Raw genomic sequence first — 24,044 nt, forward strand, 5'->3', positions numbered from 1 at the left:
ACCTCCCGTGCGCGCGCTGCCCATTGTCTCCGAACGCCCCCTGGCGCGCGTTCAGCCCAGCACGATGCGCGCGATGATGTTGCGCTGGATCTCGGAGGAACCTTCGTAGATGCGCAGGATGCGGGCGTCACGCACGTAGCGCTCGAGCGGCATCTCGCGCGTGAAGCCGTAGCCGCCGTGGATCTGAAGCGCGGTGTCGGCGACGAAGGCCACCATCTCGGAGGCATGCAGCTTGGCCATGGCCGACTGCAGGGTGAAGGGCTGGGCGGCCGTGCGCAGGGCCAGCGCCTGCATCGTGAGCCCCCAGCTGGCCTCGAGCCGCAGCTTCATGTCGGCCAGCATCCACTGGATGCCCTGGCGCTCGGCCAGCGGTTCGCCAGCGATGCGGCGCTCCCGGGCCCAGGCCAGCGCGGCCGCGAGCGCCGCCTCGGCGATGCCGAGCGCGGTGGCGGCGACGTCGAGGCGGCTGTTGTCGAGCACCTTCATCGCGGTCCTGAAGCCCGAGCCTTCGGCACCGAGCCGGTTTGCGGCCGGCACGCGCACCGATTCGAAGGCGACCTCGAAGGCATGGCCGCCGCGGATGCCCATGAGCTTCTCGGGCGAGGACACCGTGAGCCCCGGCGAATCGCGCTCGACCACGAAGGCGCTGACGCCGCGGGCACCCGCATCGGCATCGGTCTTGGCGAAGACCACCAGGAACCTGGCCTCGGCCGCGTTCGATATGAAATGCTTCACGCCGTCGATCACGTAGTGGTTGCCTTCGCGCACGGCACGCGTGCGCAGGTCGGCCGGGTGCGAACCGCCGCGCGGCTCGGTCAGCGCGAAGCCGGCCAGCCACTCGCCGCTCGCAGCGCGCGGCAGCCAGTGCGCGCGCTGCGCATCGTCGCCACCGAGCAGCACGGCGTCGGTGCCCAGGTAGTGGGCGCCGATCATCGAGGACGTCGCGGCGCAGGCACGCGAGATCTCGACCAGCGACAGCAGCATCGCGGTCGGCGAGACGCCGGCGCCGCCCCAGCGCTCGGGCAGGTTCATGCCCATCACGCCGAGCGCCGCGAGGCCGGGCACGTGGCAGGTGGCGGATCGTTCCTCTTCGTCGATCGCGCGTGCCTCGGGCGCGATGGCCTCGGCCGCATAGCGCGCGACCGCATCGGCCAGTGCCTGGTCGTCCTGGGTGACGCCGAGTCGGGGGGTCATGCCTGCTCCTTCGAATGGGTGGGGCTGGAAGCGATGTCGCCGAAGGCGCCTGCGGCGCGCAGTTCGGCCAGCTTGTCGAGCCCGCAGCCGAGCAGGCTTGCGAGCAGTTCGTCCGTGTGCTCGCCCAGCGCCGGCGCACGTTCGGTGCGGTTCGACGCCGCGCCGCCGAAGCGCACGGGCTGTGTGGGCAGCCGGAGTCCGGGCAGGCGCTCGTCCTCGACCGCTCGCAGCAGTTCGCGCGCCTCGGCCTGCGGCGATTCGAGTGCCTGCGCGATGTTCCAGATCGGTGCGGCCGGCACGCCCGCGGCGTCCAGCCGCCCAACGACCTCGGCGACCGGATCCGCGCCGGCCCAGCCTTCGATGAGGGCGCGCAGGGCCGGTTCGTGGGCCGACCGGCTCTCGTCGCTCGCGAAGCGCGGGTCGAGCGCCAGCTCGGGCATCTGCATCGCTGCCGCGAGCGCATCGAACAGCTTCTTGTTGAGCACGGCGAGCGCGAAGTGGCCGTCCTCCGCGCGATAGACGCCGAAGGGCGCCGACAGCGGATGCCGGTTGCCGACCCGCCGCGCCGGCTTGCCCGTGAACAGGAAGCGCGCCATCGAGGTGGCGAGGAAGCTCAGCGTGGTGTCGAACATCGCCACGTCCACATGCTGACCGACGCCGGTGCGCTGGGTCTGCAGCAATGCGGCCAGCGTGGCCCAGGAGGCGAACAGGCCGGCCACCACGTCCGAGACGGCCTCGCCGACCAGCGTGGGTGCGCCGTCCGGCTCGCCGGTGGCTTCCATGAGGCCGCTCATGGCCTGGACGATGATGTCGTAGGCCGGCCGGTGGGCATAGGGACCGGTCTGGCCGAAGCCCGACACGCTCACGTAGACCAGCTTGGGGTTGAGACGCGAGAGCGCCTCGGGGCCGATGCCGAGCCGCTCGGCGACGCCGGGGCGGAAGTTCTCGACCACCACGTCGGCGCGCTCGGCCAGCTGCCGCACCAGCGCCACGGCCTGCGGCTGCTTGAGGTCCAGCACCAGGCTCTTCTTGTTGCGGTTCATGACCGTGAAGAGCGCGCTCTGGCCGTTCTTCATCGGACCGATGGCGCGGTAGTCGTCACCCTGCGGCGGCTCGATCTTGATCACCTCGGCGCCCAGGTCGGCCAGCAGCGCAGTGGACAGCGGGCCCGCGAGCACGCGCGTGAAATCGAGGATGCGGATGCCGTCGAGCGGGCGGCCGGGTGGAGTCATGGCGGTTCCTTGGTGAGAAGCCGCGATGGTCGGTCAGGGCTGAATCAATTGAAAATACTCATCCTTGATGCCCTGGATCAAAAAACATGATTCATCTGAACCTGCGCCAGCTCGAGTATTTCGTCGCCGCTGCCCGCCATGGCGGCGCCGCGCGTGCGGCCGAAGCGCTCAGCGTCTCGCAGCCCTCGATCTCCAAGGCCATCGCCGACCTGGAAGCGCTGTGGGGCGAGCTCCTGTTCGTGCGGCTGCATGCGCGCGGGCTCGAACTCACGGGCGCGGGGGCGCGGCGCCACCGCGAGGCGCACGCGCTGCTGGAGCAGGCGCGCACGCTTGCCGCACCGCACAGCGGCGAACTGTCGGGCCTGCTGCGCGTGGGTTGCCTGAGCACCCTGGCGCCACGCTGGCTGCCGGGCATCCTCGCGCGCATGGGCCAGGCGCATCCCGCGATCGAGGTGCAGCTGGTGGAGGCCGACATCGAGACGCTCACTCGCATGCTCGAGCGCGGTGCGCTGGACGTGGCGTTGATCTACGACGTCGGCCTCGCGCGCAGCGTGCGACTCGAGCCGGTGGCGCAGCTGCGGCCCTACGCGCTGTTGCCATGGGGCCACCGGCTGGCGCAGGCCGCCAGCCTGCGCATCGCCGATCTGGCGCGCGAGCCGCTGGTGCTGATCAATCTGCCGCACAGCCGCGAATACTTCCTTTCGCTGTTTCGCGACTGCGGCGCGACGCCGCGCATCGCGCACGAGACCGCCTCGCTCGAAATGGTGCGTGCGCTGGTTGCCAACGGCCTCGGCGTCTCGCTGCTCACGACCCGGCCGCTGCGCGACCATGCGTATGACGGCAAGCGCATCGCCTGCCGCCGTCTGCGCGGGCAACTGGCGTTGCAGTCGGTGGTGCTGGCCTACCCGAACGACCCCGGCTTCGCGTCGCCGCTCGCCGAGCCCTTTGCGGCGGTGGTGCAGGCCGGGTTCGCGAAGGAGTCGGACGCGCTGACGCGCTGAGCGGCCGGCTCGAGGGGTGATGGCGTTCGAACGTCGGCGAGAGCTCGCGCCTGGCGGTTGTCGTTTTGCGGCGTGACGGCGTGGCGGCGTGGCGTGGCGAGGTAGTTGGGCGGGCGGTTGCTCGGCGTAGCTGGGGGTGTGGGTCGCGCCGTGAAACCGCCCCACCGGCAGACACCCCGGCTGCGCCGACCTTCCAACGCCTCACCCAGAACCCCCGCTGGTCGACGACCCTCGACGTCGCCGGCTTCGGGCACTCGGACTCGGTCTCGGACTCGGTCTCGGTCTCGGTCTCGGTCTCGGTCTCGGTCTCGGTCTCGGTCTCGGTCTCGGTCTCGGTCTCGGTCTCGGACGCGGCCGCGTCCGCGTCCGCGTCCGCGTCCGCGTCCGTCCGAGCGCGGTCCCGAATTGGCACGCCGCTTGCAATCCAGCAAGCCATTCGCCGTCGAAGCCTCCTGTCTAGACAGATATTGGTGCATCGCACCAAGCATTCGCACTGACAAGGGGCGGGGCAACTGTCGGTTGACCCGAATTTCGGGTTAATCTGTATATACAGGTGCATGACGGTGGACAAAACTCGGCCGCAAGCTGGAAGGGCGCCTCGTTCGCGCGGGCCGGCGAGCCGAACAACTGAAACGCAACTGGAGAACCATGATGGTCAACACGGTCGGAAAAATCGCCTCGCTGCTGGCGGCTGGCGCCTGTATCGCAGGCATGGCGGCAAGCGCCCACGCGCAAGACACCAAGATCACGCTCGGCATGTCCGGCTGGACCGGCTTCGCGCCGCTCACGCTGGCCGACAAGGCAGGCATCTTCAAGAAGAACGGGCTCGAGGTCGACCTGCGCATGATTCCGCAGAAGGACCGCCACCTGGCCCTGGCCTCGGAAGCGATCCAGTGCGCCGCCACCACGGTCGAGACCCACGTGGCCTGGAATGCCAACGGCGTGCCGATCGTGCAGATCTTCCAGATGGACAAGTCCTACGGCGCCGACGGCCTGGCCGTGCGCAACGACGTCAAGGGCTTCGCCGACCTCAAGGGCAAGTCGATCGGCGTCAGCGCCCCCGGCACCGCGCCGTACTTCGGCCTGGCCTGGATGCTCAACAAGAACGGCATGAGCATGAAGGACGTCAAGCTGGTCTCGCTCGAGCCGCAGCCCGCAGCGCAGGCCTTCGTGGCCGGCCAGAACGATGCGGCGATGACCTACGAGCCCTACCTCTCGACCGTGCGCAACAACCCCGCGGCCGGCAAGATCCTCGCGACCACGCTCGACTATCCGATGGTGATGGACACCGTCGGCTGCGCGCCGACCTGGCTCAAGGCCAACCCGAAGGCAGCGCAGGCGCTGGCCAATTCGTACTTCGAGGCGGTCGAGATGATCAAGAACGATCCCGCCAAGTCCAACGAGATCATGGGTGCGGCCGTGAAGCAGACCGGCGAGCAGTTCGCGAAGTCGTCGGCCTTCCTGCGCTGGTCCGACAAGGCCGCCAACCAGAAGTTCTTCGCCACCGAACTCGTGCCCTTCATGAAGGATGCGCAGGTGATCCTGCTCGAGTCGGGCGTGATCCGCAAGGCGCCGGACGACCTGGCCGTCACGTACGACACCAGCTTCGTCAAGTAAGCGAAGACCACGACCATGAGCGCGACGCCCATCATGAATTCCCGCGAACCCATGATCCCCGCCAGCGCGGCGGCCGCTCCGGCCCGCCGCCGGCGCCGGGCGCTGGCGCCGCTCGAGCCGGTGAGCCCGCGGGCGCGCTGGCTGCTGGGCGCCGGCTTCTTCGTCTTCTTCGTGGTGGTGTGGGGCGCTTTCACGCTGGGCGGCTTCGTGTCGCCGACCTTCCTGGCCAGCCCGGCCACGATGGTGCGCGAGGGTGTCATGCTGTTCACGCAGTACGACTTCCACCACGACATCGGCATGACGGTGTGGCGGGTCTTCGGCGGCTTCGCGCTGGCCTCGATCATTGCCGTGCCGCTCGGCATCGCGATGGGCACCTGGAAGGCCGTCGAGGCCTTCTTCGAGCCCTTCGTCTCGTTCTGCCGCTACCTGCCGGCCTCGGCCTTCATTCCGCTGCTGATCCTCTGGGCCGGCATCGGCGAGGCGCAGAAGCTGCTCGTGATCTTCATCGGCGCCGTCTTCCAGATCACGCTGATGGTGACCATCACCGTCGGCAGCGCGCGCCGCGACCTGGTCGAGGCCGCCTACACGCTCGGTGCCGACAGCCGCGGCATCATCGCGCGCGTGCTGATTCCGGGCGCCGCGCCGGGCATCGCAGAGGCACTGCGCCTGGTGCTCGGCTGGGCCTGGACCTACGTCATCGTCGCCGAGCTGATCGGCTCGTCCTCGGGCATCGGCCACATGATCACCGACAGCCAGGCGCTGCTCAACACTGGCCAGATCATCTTCGGGATCATCGTCATCGGCGTGATCGGCCTGATCTCCGACTTCGCATTCAAGGCCCTGAACCGCCGCCTCTTCGCATGGAGCACGCTGTGATGAACCAATTGTCGATTCAAGGCGTGTCGCGCACCTTCACGGGCGCGCGCGGCCAGAAGACCCAGGCGTTGCAGCCGATCGACTTCGAGGTCAGGGAAAACGACTTCGTCACCATCCTCGGCCCCTCGGGCTGCGGCAAGTCGACCCTGCTGCGCATCGTGGCCGGGCTCGATCATCCGACCGAGGGCCGCGTGCTGCTCGACGGCCAGACCATCGAAGGCCCGGGCGCCGACCGTGGCGTGGTGTTCCAGAGCTACACGCTGTTCCCCTGGCTGACCATCGAGCAGAACATCCGGTTCGGACTGCGCGAGCGCGGCATGCGCGAAGCCGACCAGAAGGAACGCAGCGACTACTTCATCGCCAAGGTCGGCCTGCGCGGCTTCGAGCACCATTTCCCCAAGCAGCTCTCGGGCGGCATGCAGCAACGCACCGCGATCGCGCGCGCGCTCGCCAACGACCCCAAGATGCTGCTGCTCGACGAGCCCTTCGGTGCGCTCGACAACCAGACCCGCGTGCTGATGCAGGAGCTGCTGCTCGGCATCTGGGAGTCGGCGCGCAAGACGGTGCTGTTCGTGACGCACGACATCGACGAGGCCATCTTCATGGCCAACCGCGTGGCGGTCTTCAGCGCGCGGCCGGGCCGCATCAAGACCGAGATCGAGGTCGACTTTCCGCATCCTCGCCACTACACGATCAAGACCTCGCCCGAATTCATGGACATCAAGGCACGCCTCACCGAAGAGATCCGCGCCGAGTCCATGGCCGCGGCCGAGCATTGAACGCCACCGCCCTCATCAAATGACTTCCGCCACCGCCCGCAAGAGTGTCCCCGGCCGCCCGGCCGCACACCGCAGCAGCAGCAAGAGCGCTGCCGCGGCGGCGGGCGCGCCGGCGCTCGCGCTCTACGAGCAGGTCAAGGTCTTCATCAGCCACAAGATCCAGGACGGCTCCTGGCCGCCCGGCCACCGCCTGCCTTCGGAGAGCGAGCTGGTGGCGCAGTTCGGCATCGCGCGCATGACCGTCAACCGGGCGCTGCGCGAGCTGGTCGAGCAGGGGCGCATCGTGCGCATGGCCGGCGTCGGCAGCTTCGTCGCCGAGGACAAGCCGCAGTCGACGCTGCTGCAGATCGCCAACATCGCGAGCGAGATCCGCGCCCGCGGGCACGACTACCGCTGCGAATTCCTGGTCGCCGAGCGCGTCGCGGCGGCACCCGAGATCGCGGTCTGGCTCGACCTGCGGCCCGGCGAATCGGTGTTCCACGCCGTCTGCCTGCACCTCGAGAACGAGGTGCCCGTGCAGTTCGAGGACCGCTACGTCAATCCGCGCGTGGTGCCCGATTTTCTCGAGCAGGATTTCGCGCGGCTGCCGCCGAGCGAATACCTGGTGCGCAACGTGCCGTTCGACCAGATCGAACACGTGGTCGACGCGGTGCTGCCGACCGCCGAGCAGGCCGAGCGCCTCGCCATGCCGGTGAGCGAACCCTGCCTGCTGCTCACCCGCCGCACCTGGACCCGCGGCGTGCCCGTGACCGTGGTGCGCTGCCTGCATCCGTCCTCGCGCTACCGGCTGGGCAGCCGGTTCCGATCGGACGGCAACCCCACCTTCGGCTGATGGCCGCGAGAAGACCCGGTTCACGGTTTCGCGCGGCACTACTTGTATAGACAGGATCTCCCATGACACATCCCTCCCAACCCACCGCCGAACGCCTCGTGCTCACGCCCGGCGCCGTCGACCTTGCCGCGCTGCGCCGCGTGCATGCGGGCGGCGTGCAGCTGGCGCTGGACGACGCAGCCCGTGCGGGCCTGGTCGCGGCCCAGGAGACGGTGCGCCGGATCGTCGAAGGCGGTGCCGTCGTCTACGGCATCAACACCGGCTTCGGCAAGCTGGCCCAGACCATCATTCCCAAGGAGCGGCTGGCCGAGCTGCAGCGCAACCTGGTGCTCTCGCACAGCGCCGGCACCGGCGATCCGTTGCCGGCCGGCGTGGTCCGGCTGGTGCTCGCGACCAAGGCCGTGAGCCTTGCGCGCGGCCATTCGGGCGTGCGGCCCGAACTGGTCGACGCGCTGCTCGCGCTGTCGAACGCGGGCCTGCTGCCGCGCATTCCTTCCAAGGGCTCGGTCGGCGCCTCGGGCGACCTGGCGCCACTCGCCCACCTGGCCTGCGTGCTGATCGGCGAGGGCGAGGTCACGACGCCCGATGGCGAGGTCGTCACGGGCACCGACGCGCTGGCCCGCATCGGCCTCGCACCCTTCGTGCTCGGGCCGAAGGAGGGCCTGGCACTGCTCAACGGCACGCAGGTGTCGACCGCGCTCGCGCTGGCCGGCCTGTTCGGCGCCGAGGACGTGCTGGCCGCGGGGCTGGTGGCGGGTGCCCTGTCGCTCGAGGCGATCCAGGGCTCGGTCAAGCCTTTCGACGCGCGCATCCATGCGGCGCGCGGGCAGGCCGGGCAGATCGCGGTGGCCGGCGCGGTGCGTGCGCTGCTCGACGGCAGCCGCATCGTCGACTCGCATGTCGACTGCGGCCGCGTGCAGGACCCCTATTCGATCCGCTGCGTGCCGCAGGTGATGGGCGCCTGCCTCGACAACCTCGCCCATGCCGCGCGGGTGCTGCGCATCGAGGCCAATGCGGCCTCGGACAACCCGCTGGTCTTCGACAACGGCGACGTGATCTCGGGCGGCAACTTCCACGCCGAGCCCGTGGCCTTCGCGGCCGACATCATCGCGCTCGCGGTGGCCGAGATCGGCGCCATCTCCGAGCGCCGCATGGCGCTGCTGCTGGACAGCGGACTGTCGGGCCTGCCGCCGTTCCTGGTGCGCGACGGCGGCGTCAATTCGGGCTTCATGATCGCGCAGGTCACGGCCGCGGCGCTGGCGTCGGAGAACAAGTCGCTGGCCCATCCGGCCAGCGTCGACAGCCTGCCGACCTCGGCCAACCAGGAAGACCACGTGTCGATGGCCACCTTCGCCGGACGGCGCCTGGCCGAGATGGTCGACAACACGGCGGTCGTGGTCGGCATCGAGGCGATGGCGGCGGCGCAGGGCATCGAGCTCAAGCGCGGCCCGAAGAGCTCGCCGCTGCTGGAAGTCGAGTTCGCGGCCATCCGCGAGCGCGTCGACTTCATCGACCAGGACCGCTTCCTCGCGCCCTCGATCGAGGCCATGCGCCTGTGGGCGCGGCAGGGCCGCTGGCCCGAGGCCGTGCAGGCGATCCTGCCGAGCCGCGCCTGATCCTCGCCACACACCTCATTCCAAGGAGCCCTGCCATGAACGCACCCGACAAATTCCTCGCCGCCACTGCCCCTGCAACCAACCCGCGCCACGACGCGAGCCGCGTGATCCGCGCGCCGCGCGGCAGCACGCTGAACTGCAAGAGCTGGCTCACCGAAGCCGCCTTCCGCATGCTGCAGAACAACCTCGATCCCGAGGTTGCCGAGCGCCCGCAGGACCTGGTCGTGTACGGCGGCATCGGCCGCGCGGCGCGCGACTGGGCCTCGTTCGACAAGATCCTCGAAACGCTCAAGGTGCTCGAGGACGACGAGACGCTGCTGATCCAGTCGGGCAAGCCGGTCGGCGTGTTCAAGACGCACGAGAACGCGCCGCGCGTGCTGCTGGCCAATTCGAACCTGGTGCCCAAGTGGGCCACCTGGGAGCACTTCAGCGAGCTCGACCGCAAGGGCCTGATGATGTACGGCCAGATGACCGCGGGCAGCTGGATCTACATCGGCAGCCAGGGCATCGTGCAGGGCACCTTCGAGACCTTCGTCGAGGCCGGCCGCCAGCACTACGGCAACGACCTCACGGGCAAGTGGATCCTCACCGCAGGCCTCGGCGGCATGGGCGGCGCCCAGCCGCTGGCCGCCACGCTTGCGGGCGCGGTGTCGCTCAACATCGAATGCCAGCAGGCCTCGATCGACTTCCGCCTGCGCACGCGCTACCTCGACAAGCAGGCCCGCGACATCGACGACGCGATCGCGCTGATCAAGCAGCACACCGAGGCCGGCGAGGCGGTCTCGATCGGCCTGCTGGGCAATGCGGCCGAGGTGCTTCCCGAACTGGTGAAGCGCGCGCGCGCGGGCGGCATCAAGCCCGACCTCGTGACCGACCAGACCTCGGCCCACGACCTCGCGAGCGGCTACCTGCCGATCGGCTGGACGCTCGCGCAATGGGAAGCGGCCAAGGCCGATCCGACCCAGCACCCCACCTTGCGCCAGGCGGCCGCCAAGTCCTGCGTGGTGCACGTGCAGGCCATGCTCGACTTCCAGGCCATGGGCATTCCCACGGTCGACTACGGCAACAACATCCGCCAGGTCGCATTCGACGAAGGCGTGAAGAACGCCTTCGACTTCCCGGGCTTCGTGCCGGCCTACATCCGGCCGCTGTTCTGCGAGGGCAAGGGCCCGTTCCGCTGGGTCGCGCTCTCGGGCGATCCGGAAGACATCTACAAGACCGACGCCAAGATCAAGGAACTGTTCCCCGACAACAAGCATACGCACCGCTGGCTCGACATGGCGCGCGAGCGCATCGCCTTCCAGGGCCTGCCGGCGCGCATCTGCTGGCTCGGCCTCGGCGAGCGCCACCTGGCGGGGCTGGCCTTCAACGAGATGGTGAAGAACGGCGAGCTCAAGGGCCCGGTCGTGATCGGCCGCGACCACCTCGACACCGGCTCGGTCGCGAGCCCGAACCGCGAGACCGAATCGATGAAGGACGGCAGCGATGCCGTGTCCGACTGGCCGCTGCTCAACGCGCTGCTCAACACCGCGGGCGGCGCCACCTGGGTCAGCCTGCACCATGGCGGCGGCGTCGGCATGGGCTACTCGCAGCACTCGGGCGTGGTGATCGTCTGCGACGGCAGCGACGAGGCCGCCAAGCGCATCGCGCGCGTGCTGTGGAACGACCCGGCCACCGGCGTGATGCGTCACGCCGATGCGGGCTACGACATCGCGATCGCCACCGCGAAGAAGCAGGGCCTGAACCTGCCGATGATCGGGTAGGGCGATGAGCCTGCGCCGATTCGACCTGGGCGCGCTGGCCGCCATGCCATGGAAGAACGGCGGCGGCAGCACACGCGAGATCGCCTGCGTGCCGGCCGGCGCCGGCATGGACAGCTTCGACTGGCGCGCGAGCGTCGCCACCATCGACCGGCCCGGGCCCTTCTCGGCCTTCGAGGGCGTCGACCGCACCATCATGCTGCTCGAGGGCGCGGGCGTGCGCCTGCGTTCGCCCGACGCCGGCATCGATCATCGGCTCGATACGCCGCACCAGCCCTTCGCGTTCTCCGGCGACCTGCCGCTCGACTGCGAGCTGCTCGGCGGCACCTCGATCGACTTCAACCTGATGGCGCGGCGCGGACGCCTGCGGAGTGCCTTGCGCGTGGCGCGGTCGGCCGAAGAGGTGACGCCGGCGCGGCACGGACTGCTGATGGCGCTGCGCGGCCGCTGGCGGCTGCAGCCGCTGCAGCTTCCGGGCGACGATGCGGCTGCCGCCGACGCCATCGAATGCGCGCCGGGCCAGGGTGTCTGGTGGGACGACGCGATGCACGGCTGGATCGCGACACCGCTCGACGACGACGACCGCGGCACTGCCGCGCTGGCCGTGGCCCGGCTCGATCCGACACAACGCCAGACTCGCGAGACATGACCATGAAGCCTGCCAACCTTGCCAGCGCCGACGGCGTCTGGGACCACCTCCGACTCGCGCCCGGCGCGCTGGCCGACGATCGTGCGATCGAAGGCGAAGCGGCCATCGTCGTTGCCGACGGCCACGTGCGCTGGGTCGGCGATCGAACGGCGCTGCCGGCCGACTGCGCCGCGCTGCCGCGCTTCGACGGCGGCGGCGCGCTGGTCACGCCGGGGCTGGTCGATTGCCACACGCACCTGGTCTACGGCGGCCAGCGCGCCAACGAATTCGCGCTGCGGCTGGCCGGTGCCAGCTACGAAGAGATCGCGCAGGCCGGCGGCGGCATCGTCTCGTCGGTGCGCGCCACGCGCGAGGCCGACGAGGACGCGCTGTTCGCACAATCCGCGCCTCGCCTCGAACAATTGCTGGCCGACGGCGTCTGCGCGATCGAGATCAAGTCCGGCTACGGTCTCGCGCTGGCCCACGAGCGCAAGCAGCTGCGCGTCGCGCGCCGGCTCGGCGAGGCCTATGGTGTGACCGTGCGCACCACCTTCCTCGGCGCCCATGCGCTGCCGCCCGAATACGCGGGCCGCAGCGACGACTACATCGATCGGGTCTGCCGCGAAATGCTGCCCGCGCTGGCCGCCGAGGGCCTGGTCGATGCGGTCGACGTGTTCTGCGAGCGCATCGCGTTCACGCTGGCACAGACCGAGCGCGTGTTCCAGGCCGCGCAGGCGCTGGGCCTGCCGGTCAAGCTGCATGCCGAACAGCTCTCGGACATGGGCGGCGCGGCGCTGGCCGCGCGCTACGGGGCGCTGTCCTGCGACCACATCGAGCACCTGTCGGCCGAAGGCATCGCCGCGATGCGCGAGGCCGGTACCGTGGCGGTGCTGCTGCCCGGTGCCTTCTACACGCTGCGCGACACGCAGCTGCCGCCGATCGCGGCGCTGCGCGAGGCCGGCGTGCCGATGGCGGTCTCGACCGACCACAACCCCGGCACCTCGCCCGCGCTGAGCCTGCTGCTGATGGCCAACATGGCCTGCACCCTGTTCCGCCTCACGGTGCCCGAGGCGCTGGCCGGCATCACGCGCCATGCCGCGCGCGCGCTGGGTCTGCAGGACACGCATGGCGCCATCGGGCCCGGCATGCCCGCCAATTTCGTGCTCTGGCAGCTGCAGGACGCGGCCGAGCTGGCCTACTGGTTCGGCCAGCGGCCGCCCCGCACCGTGGTGCGCCAGGGGCGCATCGCGCTGGAAGCGACGCGATGAGCGGCCGCCTCTTTGCCACCGACGCGCTGCTGCCGCAGGGCTGGTCGCGCGACGTGCTGCTCGGCTGGGACGATGCCGGCACGCTGACGCAGATCGAGGCCGGTGTCGCGCGGCCTGCGGGCATCGAAGTCGCCGCAGGCCCGGTCATCCCCGGCATGCCGAACCTGCATTCGCATGCCTTCCAGCGTGCCTTCGCGGGCCTCACCGAGCACCGCGGCGCGCAGCAGGACAGCTTCTGGAGCTGGCGCACGCTGATGTACCGCTTCGCCGCGCGGCTCGCGCCCGGGCACATGGAAGCGATCGCGACCTGGCTCTATGCCGAGATGCTCGAGGCCGGCTACACCAGCGTGTGCGAGTTCCAGTACGTGCACCACGATGCCGATGGGCGCCCCTACGCGGATGACGCGCGCATGAGCCTGGCGCTGCTGCGGGCCGCGCAGCGCACCGGCATCGGCCTCACGCTGCTGCCGGTGCTCTACCAGACCAGCGGCTTCGGCGGCCTGCCGCCCGGCGAGGGACAACGGCGCTTCATCCGCTCCACGGAGTCGATGCTGCGCCTGCTCGAGACGCTGCGGCCCGCCTGCGACGCGCAGGGCGCGCGGCTCGGCCTCGCGCCGCATTCGCTGCGCGCGGTGCCGCCCGATGCGCTGCGCGACGCGCTCGCGGGCCTCGAGGCCCTCGATGCAAAGGCGCCGATCCACATCCACATCGCCGAGCAGACCCGGGAAGTGGACGACTGCCTGGCCTGGAGCGGACAGCGCCCCGTGGCCTGGCTGCTCGACCACGCGCCGGTCGATGCGCGCTGGTGCCTGGTGCACGCGACGCACATGGATGCGGCCGAATACCAAGCCGCGGCCCGCAGCGGCGCGGTGGCCGGCCTGTGCCCCACCACCGAGGCCAACCTCGGCGACGGCATCTTCGATTTCACGGCCTGGCGCAGCCATGGCGGTGCGTGGGGCGTGGGCTCGGACAGCCACGCCTGCGTGAATGCCGCCGAGGAGCTGATGCTGCTCGAATACGGCCAGCGCCTCGCGACCCGCCAGCGCAACGTCGGGGCCGACGACGTTCACCGCCAGGTCGCGACCGCGCTCACGCTCGCGGCCGTGCAAGGTGGGGCGCAGGCGGCCGGCCGTGCGGTCGGCGGGCTCGAAGCCGGGCAGCAGGCCGACTTCGTGGTGCTGGATGCCGCCCATGTCGCGCTGCAAGGGCTCGACGCCGCCGACATGCTCTCGGCCCACGTCTTCGCGAGCCACCGCAGCTCGGCCATCGACGGCGTCTGGGTCGGCGGTCGCCAGCGTGTCGCCGCCGGCCGCCACGCCATGCATGCCGATGCCGCTGCGGCCTTCGTGGCCGCGCGCTCCCAACTCCTGCAGGACTGAACCCATGGCCCTTTTCACCACCACCGAACCCGCGTTCCGTTTCCGCGCCGGCACGCGGCCGCTGCTGATCTCGATGCCGCATGTCGGCACGCACGTGCCGCCGCAGCTCGCGGCACGCTTCACGGACGAGGCGCGCCATGTGCCCGACACCGACTGGCATCTCGAGCAGCTCTACGACTTCGCCGACGAGCTCGGCGCCTCGGTGCTGGTCGCGACGCACTCGCGCTACGTGATCGACCTCAACCGTCCGCCCGACGGCGCCAGCCTCTATCCGGGCCAGAGCGTGACCGGCCTGTGCCCGGTCGACAGCTTCGACGACACGCCGCTCTATGCGGCCGGCGACCTGCCCGGCGAAGCCGAGATCGCAGCGCGCCGCGAAGCCATCTGGCAGCCGTACCACCGCCAGCTCGCGGACGAGCTCGCGCGCCTCAAGGCCACGCACGGCGTGGCGGCGCTGTGGGACGCACATTCGATCCGTTCGGTGCTGCCGCGCTTCTTCGAAGGCAGGCTGCCCGACCTGAACCTAGGCACCGCGCAGGGCGCGAGCTGCGACCCGGCACTGGCGCAGGCGTTGAAGCGGATCGCGGGCGAGGCCGAAGGCTTCAGCTCGGTGCTCAACGGCCGCTTCACCGGCGGCTACATCACGCGCCACCACGGCCAGCCCGCCCTGGGCGTGCACGCGGTGCAGCTCGAGATGACCCAGTGCAGCTACATGCAGGAAGCGCTGCCCTTCGACTACCTGCCGGCGGTGGCCGCGCGCGTGCAGCCGCACCTGCGCCGCATGCTGGAGGCGGTGCTCGATTTCGTCGACCGTCCGCGCGGCTGAGCGGGATGGATTTCCTCGCTGCGCTGGCCGGCGCGATCGGCCCCGAGCGGGTGTCGACCGGCGACGCCGTCCCCACCCGGCACCACGCTGACTGGAGCGGCGCGCAGCCGGTGCCGCCGCTGGCGCTGGTGCGCCCGCGCAGCACGCAGGAGGTGTCTGCCGTGCTGCGGCTGTGCAGCGAATACCGCGTGCCCGTGGTGCCGCAGGGCGGCCTGACGGGACTCGCGGGCGCCGCCGTGCCGAGCCGCGATGCGATCGCGCTGTCGCTCGATCGCATGAACGCGATCGAATCGGTCGACCCGGTGGCCTCGAGCATCACGGTGCAGGCCGGTGCGACCTTGCTCGCGGTGCAGGAAGCTGCAGCCGCAAACGGCCTGCAGTTCGGCGTCGACCTCGGCGCCCGCGGCTCCTGCCAGATCGGCGGCAACCTGTCGACCAACGCCGGCGGCAACGGCGTGCTGCAGTTCGGGATGATGCGCGAGCAGACGCTGGGCCTCGAGGTGGTGCTGGCCGACGGCAGCGTGCTGCCGATGCTGCGGCCCATGATCAAGAACAACACCGGCTACGACCTCAAGCAGTTCTTCATCGGCGCCGAGGGCACGCTGGGCGTGATCACGCGCGCGGTGCTGCGCCTCCATCCGGCGCCGCGCGCGCGTGCGACCGCGCTGGTCGCGCTGGCCGACTTCGACGCCGCGCTCGCGTTGCTGGGCCGGCTGCAGGCTCGCTTTCCGCGCGCCGTGGCCGCCTTCGAACTCATGTGGCGCGACTTCGTCGAGACCTCGCTGAAATGGCAGAAGCTGCGCGAGCCCTTCGCGGCGGTGCATGCCTTCGCGGCGCTGGTCGAGGTGGTGGGCGACGACGAGGCCGCGCTGGCCGCGGCGCTCGAGGAAGCGCTGGCCGACGCGCTGGACGACGGCGAGGCGAGCGATGCGGTCGTTGCCCATTCGCAGGCGCAGGCGCAGGCGTTCTGGAAGATCCGTGAAGCCACGGCCGAACTGCCGGTGCACATGCACCCGCCGATCAACTTCGACGTCAGCCTGCCGATGGCCGAGATCGGCCGCTTCGCCGAGGCCTGCCGCAGCCTGTTCGATGCACGCTGGCCTGGCCACCTTTCGCTCTTCTTCGGCCATGTGGGCGACAGCAACCTCCACATCTCCACCGACGGCCGCTCGATCTGCGGCGAGTTGGCGCAGATCGAGCGGCTGGTGTACGAGCGCGTCGCCGCCCATGGCGGCAGCGTCTCGGCCGAGCATGGCATCGGCCTGCACAAGAAAGCCCATCTTTCTGCCAGTCGAACGCCGGCCGAGCTGGCCGCGATGCGCGCCATCAAGCAGGCGCTCGACCCGCAGCTTCTTCTCAATCCCGGCAAGGTATTCGACCTGTGAAAGCTCTCCACATGCATGAAATGGCTCGCCCCGAGGTGTCGCCGCTGCCCGTCTACAACGCCGGACTTTCTTCCGATGCGGTGCGCACGCGCTACGGCGTCGATCGGATCGCCCGGCTCGCGAGCAACGAGAACCCCTTCGGCGCCAGCCCCGCGGTGGCACGTGCGCTGGCGGACCTTGCAGAGCATCTGAGCACCTATCCCGATGCCAACTGCACTGCGCTGCGGCAGGCGATCGCTCCGCGTGTCGGTGCCGAGCCCGGTCGCATCGTCGTCGGCAATGGCTCCGAGGACATCCTGCAGATGCTGTGCCTGGCCTTGCTGTCGCCGGGCGACCGCGTGCTGGTCCAGCGGCCGGGCTTCGGCCTGCACGAGATCTTCCCGAAGATGATGGGTGCCGAGGTCGAGGCGCTGGCGCTCACGCCGGCGCTGGAGTTCGACCTCGACGCCTGGTGCGAGGCGCTCTCGCGCGGACCGAAGATCGCAATGATCGCCAACCCCTCGAACCCGGTAGGCTGCATGTTCGATGCCGCCGCCTTCGAGCGCCTGCTCGCGGCGACGCCGCACGGCACGCTGCTGGTGATCGACGAGGCCTATTACGAATACGCGCGGCTCGCGCCCGGCTTCCCCGATGCGCTGGCCGCGCTGCGCGACCGGCAGCGGCCCTGGATCGTGCTGCGCACCTTCTCGAAGGGCTGGGGCCTCGCGGGGCTGCGCGTGGGCTACGGCATCGCTTCCGACGCGGCGCTGGTGGCACTGCTCGACCGCGTGCGCACGCCGTTCAACGTCAACCAGGCCGCGCAGACCGCGGCGCTGGCTGCCTGGGGCGACGAGGCGCACATGGACCACGGTGCGCGCGAGACGGTGCGGCTTCGCGCATCGATGATCGCCGGGCTGAATGCACTCGCGCTGCCCGGACTGCGCATCGCGCCGTCGGCCGCCAATTTCCTATTCATCGACCTCGGACGGCCCAACGGGCCGGTCAACGAGGCGCTGCTGGCGCGCGGGATCATCGCCAAGCCCTGGAAGGAAGCGGGCTACGAGCACTTCCTGCGCGTCTCGGTCGGACTGCCGGCCGACAACGAGCGCTTCGTGCATGCGCTGGGGGAGATCCTCGGCGCACGGCCACAGGGCCTGTCGACAGGCGCCTGAAGACCCGACGGCGCGGCGGGCAGGCCACGCTTCCTACAATCGACGACCTATGAAGCCCGTCGTCTACACCCGCGCCCAGCAGCTGCCCGAAATCCTGTCGCGACGCATCGCGATCCTCGACGGTGCGATGGGCACGATGATCCAGCGCTTCAGGCTCACCGAGGCGCAGTACCGCGGCGAGCGCTTCAAGGAGTTCCCGCGCGACGTGAAGGGCAACAACGAGCTGCTCTCGCTGACCCGGCCCGACGTCATCCGTGACATCCACGAGGGCTACCTGGCGGCCGGTGCCGACCTGGTGGAGACCAACACCTTCGGCGCGACACGCATCGCGCAGGAGGACTACAAGATGGCCGAGCTCGCGCGCGAGATGAACCTCGAGTCGGCGAAGCTCGCGCGCGCGGCCTGCGACAAGTTCAGCACGCCGGACAAGCCGCGCTTCGTCGCGGGCGCCCTCGGCCCGACGCCCAAGACCGCGAGCATCAGCCCCGACGTCAACGATCCCGGCGCGCGCAACGTGAGCTTCGAGGAACTGCGCGCTTCCTACTACGAGCAGGTCGAGGCCCTGGTCGAGGGCGGCAGCGACGTGCTGCTGGTCGAGACCATCTTCGACACGCTCAACGCCAAGGCCGCGCTGTTCGCGATCGACGAATTCTTCGAGGCCAGCGGCGAGAGGCTGCCGCTGATCATCAGCGGCACCGTGACCGATGCCTCGGGCCGCATCCTGAGCGGCCAGACCGTGACCGCGTTCTGGCACAGCGTGCGCCATGCGCGGCCGCTCGCGATCGGCCTCAACTGTGCGCTCGGCGCTGCGCTGATGCGGCCCTACATCCAGGAGCTCGCACGCGTGGCCGACGACACCTTCATCAGCTGCTACCCCAACGCGGGCCTGCCCAACCCGATGAGCGAGACCGGCTTCGACGAGACGCCCGACGTGACCTCGCGCCTGCTGCACGAGTTCGCGGCCGATGGGCTGGTCAACATCGTGGGTGGCTGCTGCGGCACCACGCCCGAGCACATCGCGGCCATCGGACAGGCGGTCGCGCCGCTGGCCGGCCGCGGGCTGCATCGCGCGGCCTTCCATGCCGACGCGGCCTGAACAGGCATCGAACGCCTTCGACGCCGGTCGACCCCCCGGCCATTGTGAAGCCGGCATGAAGTAGCTCTCCAAACGTTCGCGGCGTGCGCCGCACGGCCTGGCCGAACGTTGGTAGGAGGTGCAGTTGACGGCGGTGGCCGATTGACATCGCCTCGGGCCGCCACCTACCCTGGACCGCAAAGGAAAAACACATGAACCATCGAATTCGACGCTGGGTCGGCCTCGGCACCCTCGCACTGGCCTTGCCGCTAGCCGCCACGGCCCAGCAGGCCTTCACGCGCGGCGGGGTCAATCTGCGCGCCGGTCCCGGCGACAACTATCCCCTGGTTGCCACGCTCGGGCCGGGCCAGTCGCTGCAGGTGATGGGCTGCACCGACGGCTACGGCTGGTGCGACGTGGTGCTGCCCGACGGGCTGCGCGGCTGGTCCTATGCGGCCAGCCTCGAGTACGGCTACCAGGAGCAGCGCGTTCCGCTTGCGACCTACGGCGCCGTGATCGGCGTGCCGATCGTGACCTTCGCGATCGGCAGCTACTGGAACAACTACTACCGCGACCGGCCCTGGTACAACCAGCCGCGCTGGTGGGGCGGGCGTCCGCCACCGCCACCGCCGCACGGCTGGCGTCCGCCACCGCCGCCCGTGCCGGGCTGGCGTCCGAATCCGTGGCCCGGCTACCAGCCGCATCCGCCGGGCTTCGGTCCGCGGCCGCCGGGATACCGGCCGCCACCGAGCCCGGGCTACCGTCCACCGCCGAGCCCCGGTTATCGGCCACCGCCGAACGCGGGCCACCGGCCGCCGCCCAACGTGGGCTACAGGCCGCCGCAGGGCCACGGCGGGCAGCCTGATTTCCGTCCGCCCGGGCACAACCCAGGCGCCCAGCCTGGTGCGCGGCCGCCGAGCCAGGGTGGTCGGCCGCCCGGGGGCGGGGGCCATGGGGGCGGCGGCCGACCCGGCAATGGTGGTGGCGGTGGCGGTGGCGGTCACGGCCATGGCGGCGGTGGCGGCGGCGGCGGCGGTCACGGCGGCGGAGGCGGCCACCGCAACTAGGCGCCGGTTGCCGGGCCTCAGGCGCCCGGGGCGTCGGCGGGCGCCTCGCGCGCCTTGTCGCGCCCGATCAGTGCGACGAAGCGACGCGCACCGAGGCCCAGCGGGCGCTCGCGCGACCAGACCACGTCGACCCACAGGTCGAGCCCGTTCGACAGGTTCTCGAACGGAATCTCCACGAGCGCGCCCGCGGCCACGTGCGGCCGCACGAAATTGCGCGGCAGCCAGCCCCAGCCCAGTCCCGCGGTGATCAGGCTCAACGCCGCGAGCGCGTTGTCGGTGCGCCAGACATGCCGCGCAAATACGAAGCGCGGGTCGCTGCTCGCGAGGTCTCGGCCCGCGACCACGATCTGCCGCGTGGTCGCCAGGTGCTCTTCGCGCAGGCGGCCGCCGGCCGCCGACAGCACGGGATGGTCGGGCGCCATCACCGCCACCATGGTGTCGTTCGCGACTTCCTGGAAGCCCTCGCGGCCATCGAGGCTCGGCCGCTCGAACACCAGCGCGAGCTGCGCCCGACCGCTGTGCAGCAGGTCGAGCGCGTCGGCCTGCGGCGCCGCCAGCACCTCGACCTCGAGCAGCGGATATTCCTGCGCCAGGGCCGCGAGCGGCCCGCTCCAGGGCGCGGCGAGCAGCTCGGGTGCGATGGCGAGCGTGAGCCGGTTTTCGAGCCCCTGGGTGAGCGCCAGGGCCTGCACCTGCAGCTGCTTGAGCTGTGCGGCCAGCAGGCGGGCCTGCGGCTCGAGCGAGCGCGCCGCCGCGGTCGGCTGCGGCTCGCGTCCGCTGCGGTCGAACAGGGCCAGGTCGAGCTCGGCCTCGAGATTGGCGATCGCCATGCTGACCGCCGAAGGCACCCGGCCCAGTGCGCGGGCCGCGGCCGAGAAGGAGCCGTGGTCGATCACGGCCAGGAACACCTCGACGTTGTCGCTCGAAAAGCTCATGGCTCGATCTATCAATATTTCTGAAAGAAGATGACTTTATATATCAAGCAATCACACATAAAGTCCCATACATCATTCAACAACCAGGATCGATCGTCATGCAAGGGCTCAAGCGCCGCGTCGTCTACATCAGCCTCTACGAGGGCATCGCCATCGTGGCCGCCACCGCGGGCCTGTCGCTGATGTCGGGACAGGGCGCGGGCCACACGGGCGTGCTGGCGGTCCTGGCCTCTGTCATCGCGGTGCTCTGGAACCTCAGCTTCAACGCCCTGTTCGAGCGCTGGGAGTCGCGCCAGGCCGTGCGCGGGCGCAGCCTGCGCCGCCGCATCGCCCACGCCATCGGCTTCGAGGGCGGCCTGGTCGCCTTCCTGGTGCCGGCCTTCGCCTGGTGGCTCGACATCAGCCTTCTGGAAGCGCTGGTGATGGACCTCGGCCTCGTGGTCTTCTTCCTGGTCTACACCTTCGTCTTCAACTGGGTGTTCGACGCGGTGTTCGGCCTGCCCGCTTCGGCCGCGGGCGCGGCCCAGCCGGCGTAAAATCCCGGGCTCCCAAGGAGCGTTGCAGCGCCGACCGGCCGCAAGGGCCGGCCGCGTCAGGCTTGGGGCTCCCCTGGAGTGCAAACGACGCTCGCCTGACCCCGTTCGTCCTGCAGGTGAGCCCATGCCAACCGATTCTTCCGCGTCCCAGATCCCGCCCCCGATGAAGCTGTCCGGCCTCGAGCCGGTGCAGATCGGCGAGGGCGCGCTGTTCGTCAACATCGGCGAGCGCACCAACGTCACGGGCTCGAAGGCCTTCGCGCGCATGATCCTCAACGGCCAGTTCGAGGAAGCGCTTGCGGTGGCGCGCCAGCAGGTCGAGAACGGCGCCCAGGTGATCGACATCAACATGGACGAGGCCATGCTCGACAGCAAGGCCGCGATGGTGCGCTTCCTGAACCTGATCGCCAGCGAGCCCGACATCGCGCGCGTGCCGATCATGGTCGACAGCTCGAAGTGGGATGTGATCGAGGCCGGCCTGCGCTGCATCCAGGGCAAGGGCATCGTCAATTCGATCAGCATGAAGGAGGGCGAGGACCAGTTCCGCCACCAGGCCCGCCTGCTGCGCCGCTACGGCGCCGCTGCGGTGGTGATGGCCTTCGACGAGAAAGGCCAGGCCGATACCTACGAACGCAAGATCGAGATCTGCGAGCGGGCCTACCGCATCCTGGTCGACGAGATCGGCTTCCCGGCCGAGGACATCATCTTCGACCCCAACATCTTCGCGATCGCCACCGGCATCGAGGAGCACAACAACTACGCGGTCGACTTCATCAACGCGGTGCGCTGGATCAAGCAGAACCTGCCCGGCGCCAAGGTGTCGGGCGGCGTGTCGAACGTGAGTTTCAGCTTCCGCGGCAACGACCCGGTGCGCGAGGCGATCCACACCGTGTTCCTCTATCACGCGATCCAGGCCGGCATGGACATGGGCATCGTCAACGCCGGCATGGTCGGCGTCTACGACGACCTCGAGCCGGAGCTGCGCGAGCGCGTGGAAGACGTCGTGCTGAACCGCCGCCCCGACGCCGGCGAACGCCTGGTGGAGGTGGCCGAGACCGCCAAGAGCGGCGCCAAGGACGAGAGCAAGAAGCTCGAATGGCGCGGCACGCCCGGGCAGCCGGTGCACGTAAACCAGCGCCTCGCGCATGCCATGGTGCACGGCATCACCGACTTCATCGTCGAGGACACCGAAGAGGCCTACCAGCAGGTGCTGGCGCGCGGCGGCCGGCCGCTGCACGTGATCGAAGGCCCGCTGATGGACGGCATGAACATCGTCGGCGACCTGTTCGGCCAGGGCAAGATGTTCCTGCCGCAGGTGGTGAAGTCGGCGCGCGTGATGAAGTCCGCCGTGGCCCACCTCATCCCCTACATCGAGGAAGAGAAGCGCCAGGACGAGGCCGCGGGCCGCGACGTGCGCACCAAGGGCAAGATCATCATCGCCACCGTCAAGGGCGACGTGCACGACATCGGCAAGAACATCGTCACCGTCGTGCTCCAGTGCAACAACTTCGAGGTCGTGAACATGGGCGTGATGGTGCCCTGCCACGAGATCCTCGCGCGGGCCAAGGTCGAGGGCGCCGACATCGTCGGCCTCTCGGGACTGATCACGCCGAGCCTCGAGGAGATGCAGTACGTGGCCGGCGAGATGCAGAAGGACGATCACTTCCGCATCCGCAAGATTCCGCTCCTGATCGGCGGCGCCACCACGAGCCGCGTGCACACGGCCGTGAAGATCGCGCCGCATTACGAAGGGCCGGTGGTCTACGTGCCGGACGCCTCGCGCAGCGTGAGCGTGGCGCAGTCGCTGCTGTCCGACCAGGCCAAGAGCTACATCGACGAGATCAACGCCGACTACGACAAGGTGCGCCACCAGCACGCCAACAAGAAGCAGGTGCCTCTCTGGCCGCTGGCCAAGGCCCGCGCCAACAAGACCCCGATCGACTGGTCGGCCTACCAGCCGCCGGTGCCCAAGTTCATCGGCCGGCGCGTGTTCCGGAACTTCGACCTCACCGAGCTCGCCAGGTACATCGACTGGGGACCGTTCTTCCAGACCTGGGACCTCGCCGGCCCCTTCCCCGCGATCCTCAAGGACGAGGTCGTCGGCACCGAGGCCGTGCGCGTCTATGCCGACGGCCAGCGCATGCTCAAGCGGCTGATCGAGGGGCGCTGGCTGTCGGCCAGCGGCGTGCTCGGCTTCTGGCCGGCCAATACCGTGAACGACGACGACATCGTGCTCTACACGGACGAGTCGCGCAGCGAGGTCGCGATGACCTGGTACGGCATGCGCCAGCAGACCGAGAAGCAGATGATCGACGGCGTGATGCGGCCGAGCCGCTGCCTCGCCGACTTCGTCGCGCCGCGCGAGAGCGGGCTCAAGGACTACGTCGGCATGTTCGCGGTCACCGCGGGCCTGGGGGTCGAGAAGAAGGAGAAGTACTTCATCGACGACCTCGACGACTATTCCGCCATCATGCTCAAGGCCCTCGCCGACCGGCTGGCCGAGGCCTTCGCCGAGGCGCTGCACCATCGCGTGCGCACCGATCTCTGGGGCTACGCAGCCGACGAGGCGCTGAGCAACGAGCAGATGATCGGCGAGAAGTACCGTGGCATCCGGCCCGCCCCCGGCTATCCGGCCTGCCCGGACCACAGCGTCAAGCGCCCGATGTTCGAGGTGCTGAACTGCGCCGACATCGGCATGACGCTGACCGACAGCCTCGCGATGATGCCGGCCGCGAGCGTGAGCGGCTTCTACCTCGGCCACCCCGAATCCACGTACTTCAACGTCGGCAAGATCGGCCACGACCAGCTGCAGGACCAGGCCGCGCGTCGCCAGCAGAGCGAAGCCGAGCTCGAGCGCCTGCTGGCGCCGAACCTGTGACGGCCGAAA

At 69.9% G+C, this 24,044-nt stretch carries 20 protein-coding genes and 1 riboswitch; of the genes, 17 read left to right on the forward strand and 3 right to left on the reverse strand.

Going from position 1 to position 24,044, the window contains the following annotated elements; genetic code table 11:
• Positions 1-51 precede the first annotated feature (51 nt).
• Together QTH87_RS18065 and QTH87_RS18070 are read right to left on the reverse strand one after the other, a co-directional pair.
• Positions 52-1,194 carry an acyl-CoA dehydrogenase family protein gene (locus QTH87_RS18065; protein ID WP_286611136.1) on the reverse strand — a complete coding sequence of 381 codons (1,143 nt, stop codon included), beginning with the start codon at positions 1,192-1,194 and terminating at the stop codon, positions 52-54.
• Positions 1,191-2,426 (reverse strand): CaiB/BaiF CoA transferase family protein, encoded by a 1,236-nt coding sequence (locus QTH87_RS18070; protein WP_286611137.1) that lies wholly within the window; start codon positions 2,424-2,426, stop codon positions 1,191-1,193. Before QTH87_RS18070 ends, QTH87_RS18065 begins: the two co-directional genes overlap by 4 nt.
• An 86-nt stretch (positions 2,427-2,512) precedes the next feature.
• Between QTH87_RS18070 and QTH87_RS18075 the strand changes: the two genes are divergently transcribed.
• From QTH87_RS18075 to QTH87_RS18145, 15 genes are all read left to right on the forward strand, one after another.
• A complete protein-coding gene (locus QTH87_RS18075; protein WP_286611138.1) occupies positions 2,513-3,427 on the forward strand; it encodes a LysR family transcriptional regulator in 915 nt (304 codons plus the stop codon).
• A 651-nt stretch (positions 3,428-4,078) separates the two neighbouring features.
• Positions 4,079-5,044 carry an ABC transporter substrate-binding protein gene (locus QTH87_RS18080; protein WP_286611219.1) on the forward strand — a complete coding sequence of 322 codons (966 nt, stop codon included), beginning with the start codon at positions 4,079-4,081 and terminating at the stop codon, positions 5,042-5,044.
• A gap of 15 nt (positions 5,045-5,059) precedes the next feature.
• A complete protein-coding gene (locus QTH87_RS18085) occupies positions 5,060-5,920 on the forward strand; it encodes an ABC transporter permease (RefSeq protein WP_444812806.1) in 861 nt (286 codons plus the stop codon).
• Positions 5,920-6,699: an ABC transporter ATP-binding protein gene (locus QTH87_RS18090; protein WP_286611140.1), complete on the forward strand. Its 780-nt coding sequence runs from the start codon at positions 5,920-5,922 to the stop codon at positions 6,697-6,699. Before QTH87_RS18085 ends, QTH87_RS18090 begins: the two co-directional genes overlap by 1 nt.
• A gap of 19 nt (positions 6,700-6,718) precedes the next feature.
• Complete coding sequence (gene hutC, locus QTH87_RS18095; protein WP_286611143.1) at positions 6,719-7,531, forward strand: histidine utilization transcriptional repressor HutC; 813 nt, start codon at positions 6,719-6,721, stop codon at positions 7,529-7,531.
• A 62-nt stretch (positions 7,532-7,593) separates the two neighbouring features.
• Positions 7,594-9,147, forward strand: a complete 1,554-nt coding sequence (gene hutH / locus QTH87_RS18100) for a histidine ammonia-lyase (protein ID WP_286611145.1) — start codon at positions 7,594-7,596, stop codon at positions 9,145-9,147.
• Positions 9,148-9,182: 35 nt separating this feature from the next.
• The gene (gene hutU, locus QTH87_RS18105) at positions 9,183-10,910 is read left to right on the forward strand and encodes a urocanate hydratase (RefSeq protein WP_286611147.1); all 1,728 of its coding nucleotides are present in this window, start codon (positions 9,183-9,185) and stop codon (positions 10,908-10,910) included.
• Between the two features lie 4 nt (positions 10,911-10,914).
• The gene (locus QTH87_RS18110) at positions 10,915-11,556 is read left to right on the forward strand and encodes a HutD/Ves family protein (protein ID WP_286611148.1); all 642 of its coding nucleotides are present in this window, start codon (positions 10,915-10,917) and stop codon (positions 11,554-11,556) included.
• A complete protein-coding gene (hutI, locus tag QTH87_RS18115; protein WP_444812807.1) occupies positions 11,553-12,803 on the forward strand; it encodes an imidazolonepropionase in 1,251 nt (416 codons plus the stop codon). Before QTH87_RS18110 ends, hutI begins: the two co-directional genes overlap by 4 nt.
• A complete protein-coding gene (locus QTH87_RS18120) occupies positions 12,800-14,182 on the forward strand; it encodes a formimidoylglutamate deiminase (RefSeq protein ID WP_286611149.1) in 1,383 nt (460 codons plus the stop codon). Before hutI ends, QTH87_RS18120 begins: the two co-directional genes overlap by 4 nt.
• Positions 14,183-14,186: 4 nt before the next feature.
• A complete protein-coding gene (gene hutG, locus QTH87_RS18125) occupies positions 14,187-15,008 on the forward strand; it encodes an N-formylglutamate deformylase (protein WP_286611150.1) in 822 nt (273 codons plus the stop codon).
• Between the two features lie 5 nt (positions 15,009-15,013).
• On the forward strand, positions 15,014-16,393 hold the full coding sequence (locus tag QTH87_RS18130; protein ID WP_286611151.1) for an FAD-binding oxidoreductase: 1,380 nt from the start codon (positions 15,014-15,016) through the stop codon (positions 16,391-16,393).
• An 11-nt stretch (positions 16,394-16,404) separates the two neighbouring features.
• A complete protein-coding gene (locus QTH87_RS18135; protein WP_286611152.1) occupies positions 16,405-17,544 on the forward strand; it encodes a histidinol-phosphate transaminase in 1,140 nt (379 codons plus the stop codon).
• A gap of 49 nt (positions 17,545-17,593) precedes the next feature.
• Positions 17,594-18,640 carry a homocysteine S-methyltransferase family protein gene (locus QTH87_RS18140; RefSeq protein ID WP_286611154.1) on the forward strand — a complete coding sequence of 349 codons (1,047 nt, stop codon included), beginning with the start codon at positions 17,594-17,596 and terminating at the stop codon, positions 18,638-18,640.
• Between the two features lie 191 nt (positions 18,641-18,831).
• On the forward strand, positions 18,832-19,686 hold the full coding sequence (locus QTH87_RS18145) for an SH3 domain-containing protein (protein ID WP_286611155.1): 855 nt from the start codon (positions 18,832-18,834) through the stop codon (positions 19,684-19,686).
• 17 nt (positions 19,687-19,703) lie between these two features.
• Here QTH87_RS18145 and QTH87_RS18150 read toward each other — a convergent pair whose 3' ends face one another.
• A complete protein-coding gene (locus tag QTH87_RS18150) occupies positions 19,704-20,621 on the reverse strand; it encodes a LysR family transcriptional regulator (RefSeq protein WP_286611157.1) in 918 nt (305 codons plus the stop codon).
• A 98-nt stretch (positions 20,622-20,719) separates the two neighbouring features.
• Between QTH87_RS18150 and QTH87_RS18155 the strand changes: the two genes are divergently transcribed.
• Positions 20,720-21,157, forward strand: coding sequence for a PACE efflux transporter (locus tag QTH87_RS18155; RefSeq protein WP_286611158.1), 438 nt, complete (start codon positions 20,720-20,722; stop codon positions 21,155-21,157).
• A gap of 8 nt (positions 21,158-21,165) precedes the next feature.
• Positions 21,166-21,257: riboswitch (S-adenosyl-L-homocysteine riboswitch) on the forward strand.
• Between the two features lie 24 nt (positions 21,258-21,281).
• Complete coding sequence (metH, locus tag QTH87_RS18160; RefSeq protein ID WP_286611160.1) at positions 21,282-24,035, forward strand: methionine synthase; 2,754 nt, start codon at positions 21,282-21,284, stop codon at positions 24,033-24,035.
• Positions 24,036-24,044 lie beyond the last annotated feature (9 nt).

The organism is Variovorax jilinensis, assembly GCF_030316885.1.
GTDB classification, from domain to species: domain Bacteria; phylum Pseudomonadota; class Gammaproteobacteria; order Burkholderiales; family Burkholderiaceae_C; genus Variovorax; species Variovorax jilinensis.

Excerpts from the sequence above, each read along its gene's own strand:
- QTH87_RS18065 (WP_286611136.1), bottom strand. The coding sequence starts at position 1,194 with ATGACCCCCCGACTCGGCGTCACCCAGGACGACCAGGCACTGGCCGAT.
- QTH87_RS18070 (WP_286611137.1), bottom strand. The coding sequence starts at position 2,426 with ATGACTCCACCCGGCCGCCCGCTCGACGGCATCCGCATCCTCGATTTC.
- QTH87_RS18075 (WP_286611138.1), top strand. The coding sequence starts at position 2,513 with ATGATTCATCTGAACCTGCGCCAGCTCGAGTATTTCGTCGCCGCTGCC.
- QTH87_RS18080 (WP_286611219.1), top strand. The coding sequence starts at position 4,079 with ATGGTCAACACGGTCGGAAAAATCGCCTCGCTGCTGGCGGCTGGCGCC.
- QTH87_RS18085 (WP_444812806.1), top strand. The coding sequence starts at position 5,060 with ATGAGCGCGACGCCCATCATGAATTCCCGCGAACCCATGATCCCCGCC.
- QTH87_RS18090 (WP_286611140.1), top strand. The coding sequence starts at position 5,920 with ATGAACCAATTGTCGATTCAAGGCGTGTCGCGCACCTTCACGGGCGCG.
- hutC (WP_286611143.1), top strand. The coding sequence starts at position 6,719 with ATGACTTCCGCCACCGCCCGCAAGAGTGTCCCCGGCCGCCCGGCCGCA.
- hutH (WP_286611145.1), top strand. The coding sequence starts at position 7,594 with ATGACACATCCCTCCCAACCCACCGCCGAACGCCTCGTGCTCACGCCC.
- hutU (WP_286611147.1), top strand. The coding sequence starts at position 9,183 with ATGAACGCACCCGACAAATTCCTCGCCGCCACTGCCCCTGCAACCAAC.
- QTH87_RS18110 (WP_286611148.1), top strand. The coding sequence starts at position 10,915 with ATGAGCCTGCGCCGATTCGACCTGGGCGCGCTGGCCGCCATGCCATGG.
- hutI (WP_444812807.1), top strand. The coding sequence starts at position 11,553 with ATGACCATGAAGCCTGCCAACCTTGCCAGCGCCGACGGCGTCTGGGAC.
- QTH87_RS18120 (WP_286611149.1), top strand. The coding sequence starts at position 12,800 with ATGAGCGGCCGCCTCTTTGCCACCGACGCGCTGCTGCCGCAGGGCTGG.
- hutG (WP_286611150.1), top strand. The coding sequence starts at position 14,187 with ATGGCCCTTTTCACCACCACCGAACCCGCGTTCCGTTTCCGCGCCGGC.
- QTH87_RS18130 (WP_286611151.1), top strand. The coding sequence starts at position 15,014 with ATGGATTTCCTCGCTGCGCTGGCCGGCGCGATCGGCCCCGAGCGGGTG.
- QTH87_RS18135 (WP_286611152.1), top strand. The coding sequence starts at position 16,405 with ATGCATGAAATGGCTCGCCCCGAGGTGTCGCCGCTGCCCGTCTACAAC.
- QTH87_RS18140 (WP_286611154.1), top strand. The coding sequence starts at position 17,594 with ATGAAGCCCGTCGTCTACACCCGCGCCCAGCAGCTGCCCGAAATCCTG.
- QTH87_RS18145 (WP_286611155.1), top strand. The coding sequence starts at position 18,832 with ATGAACCATCGAATTCGACGCTGGGTCGGCCTCGGCACCCTCGCACTG.
- QTH87_RS18150 (WP_286611157.1), bottom strand. The coding sequence starts at position 20,621 with ATGAGCTTTTCGAGCGACAACGTCGAGGTGTTCCTGGCCGTGATCGAC.
- QTH87_RS18155 (WP_286611158.1), top strand. The coding sequence starts at position 20,720 with ATGCAAGGGCTCAAGCGCCGCGTCGTCTACATCAGCCTCTACGAGGGC.
- metH (WP_286611160.1), top strand. The coding sequence starts at position 21,282 with ATGCCAACCGATTCTTCCGCGTCCCAGATCCCGCCCCCGATGAAGCTG.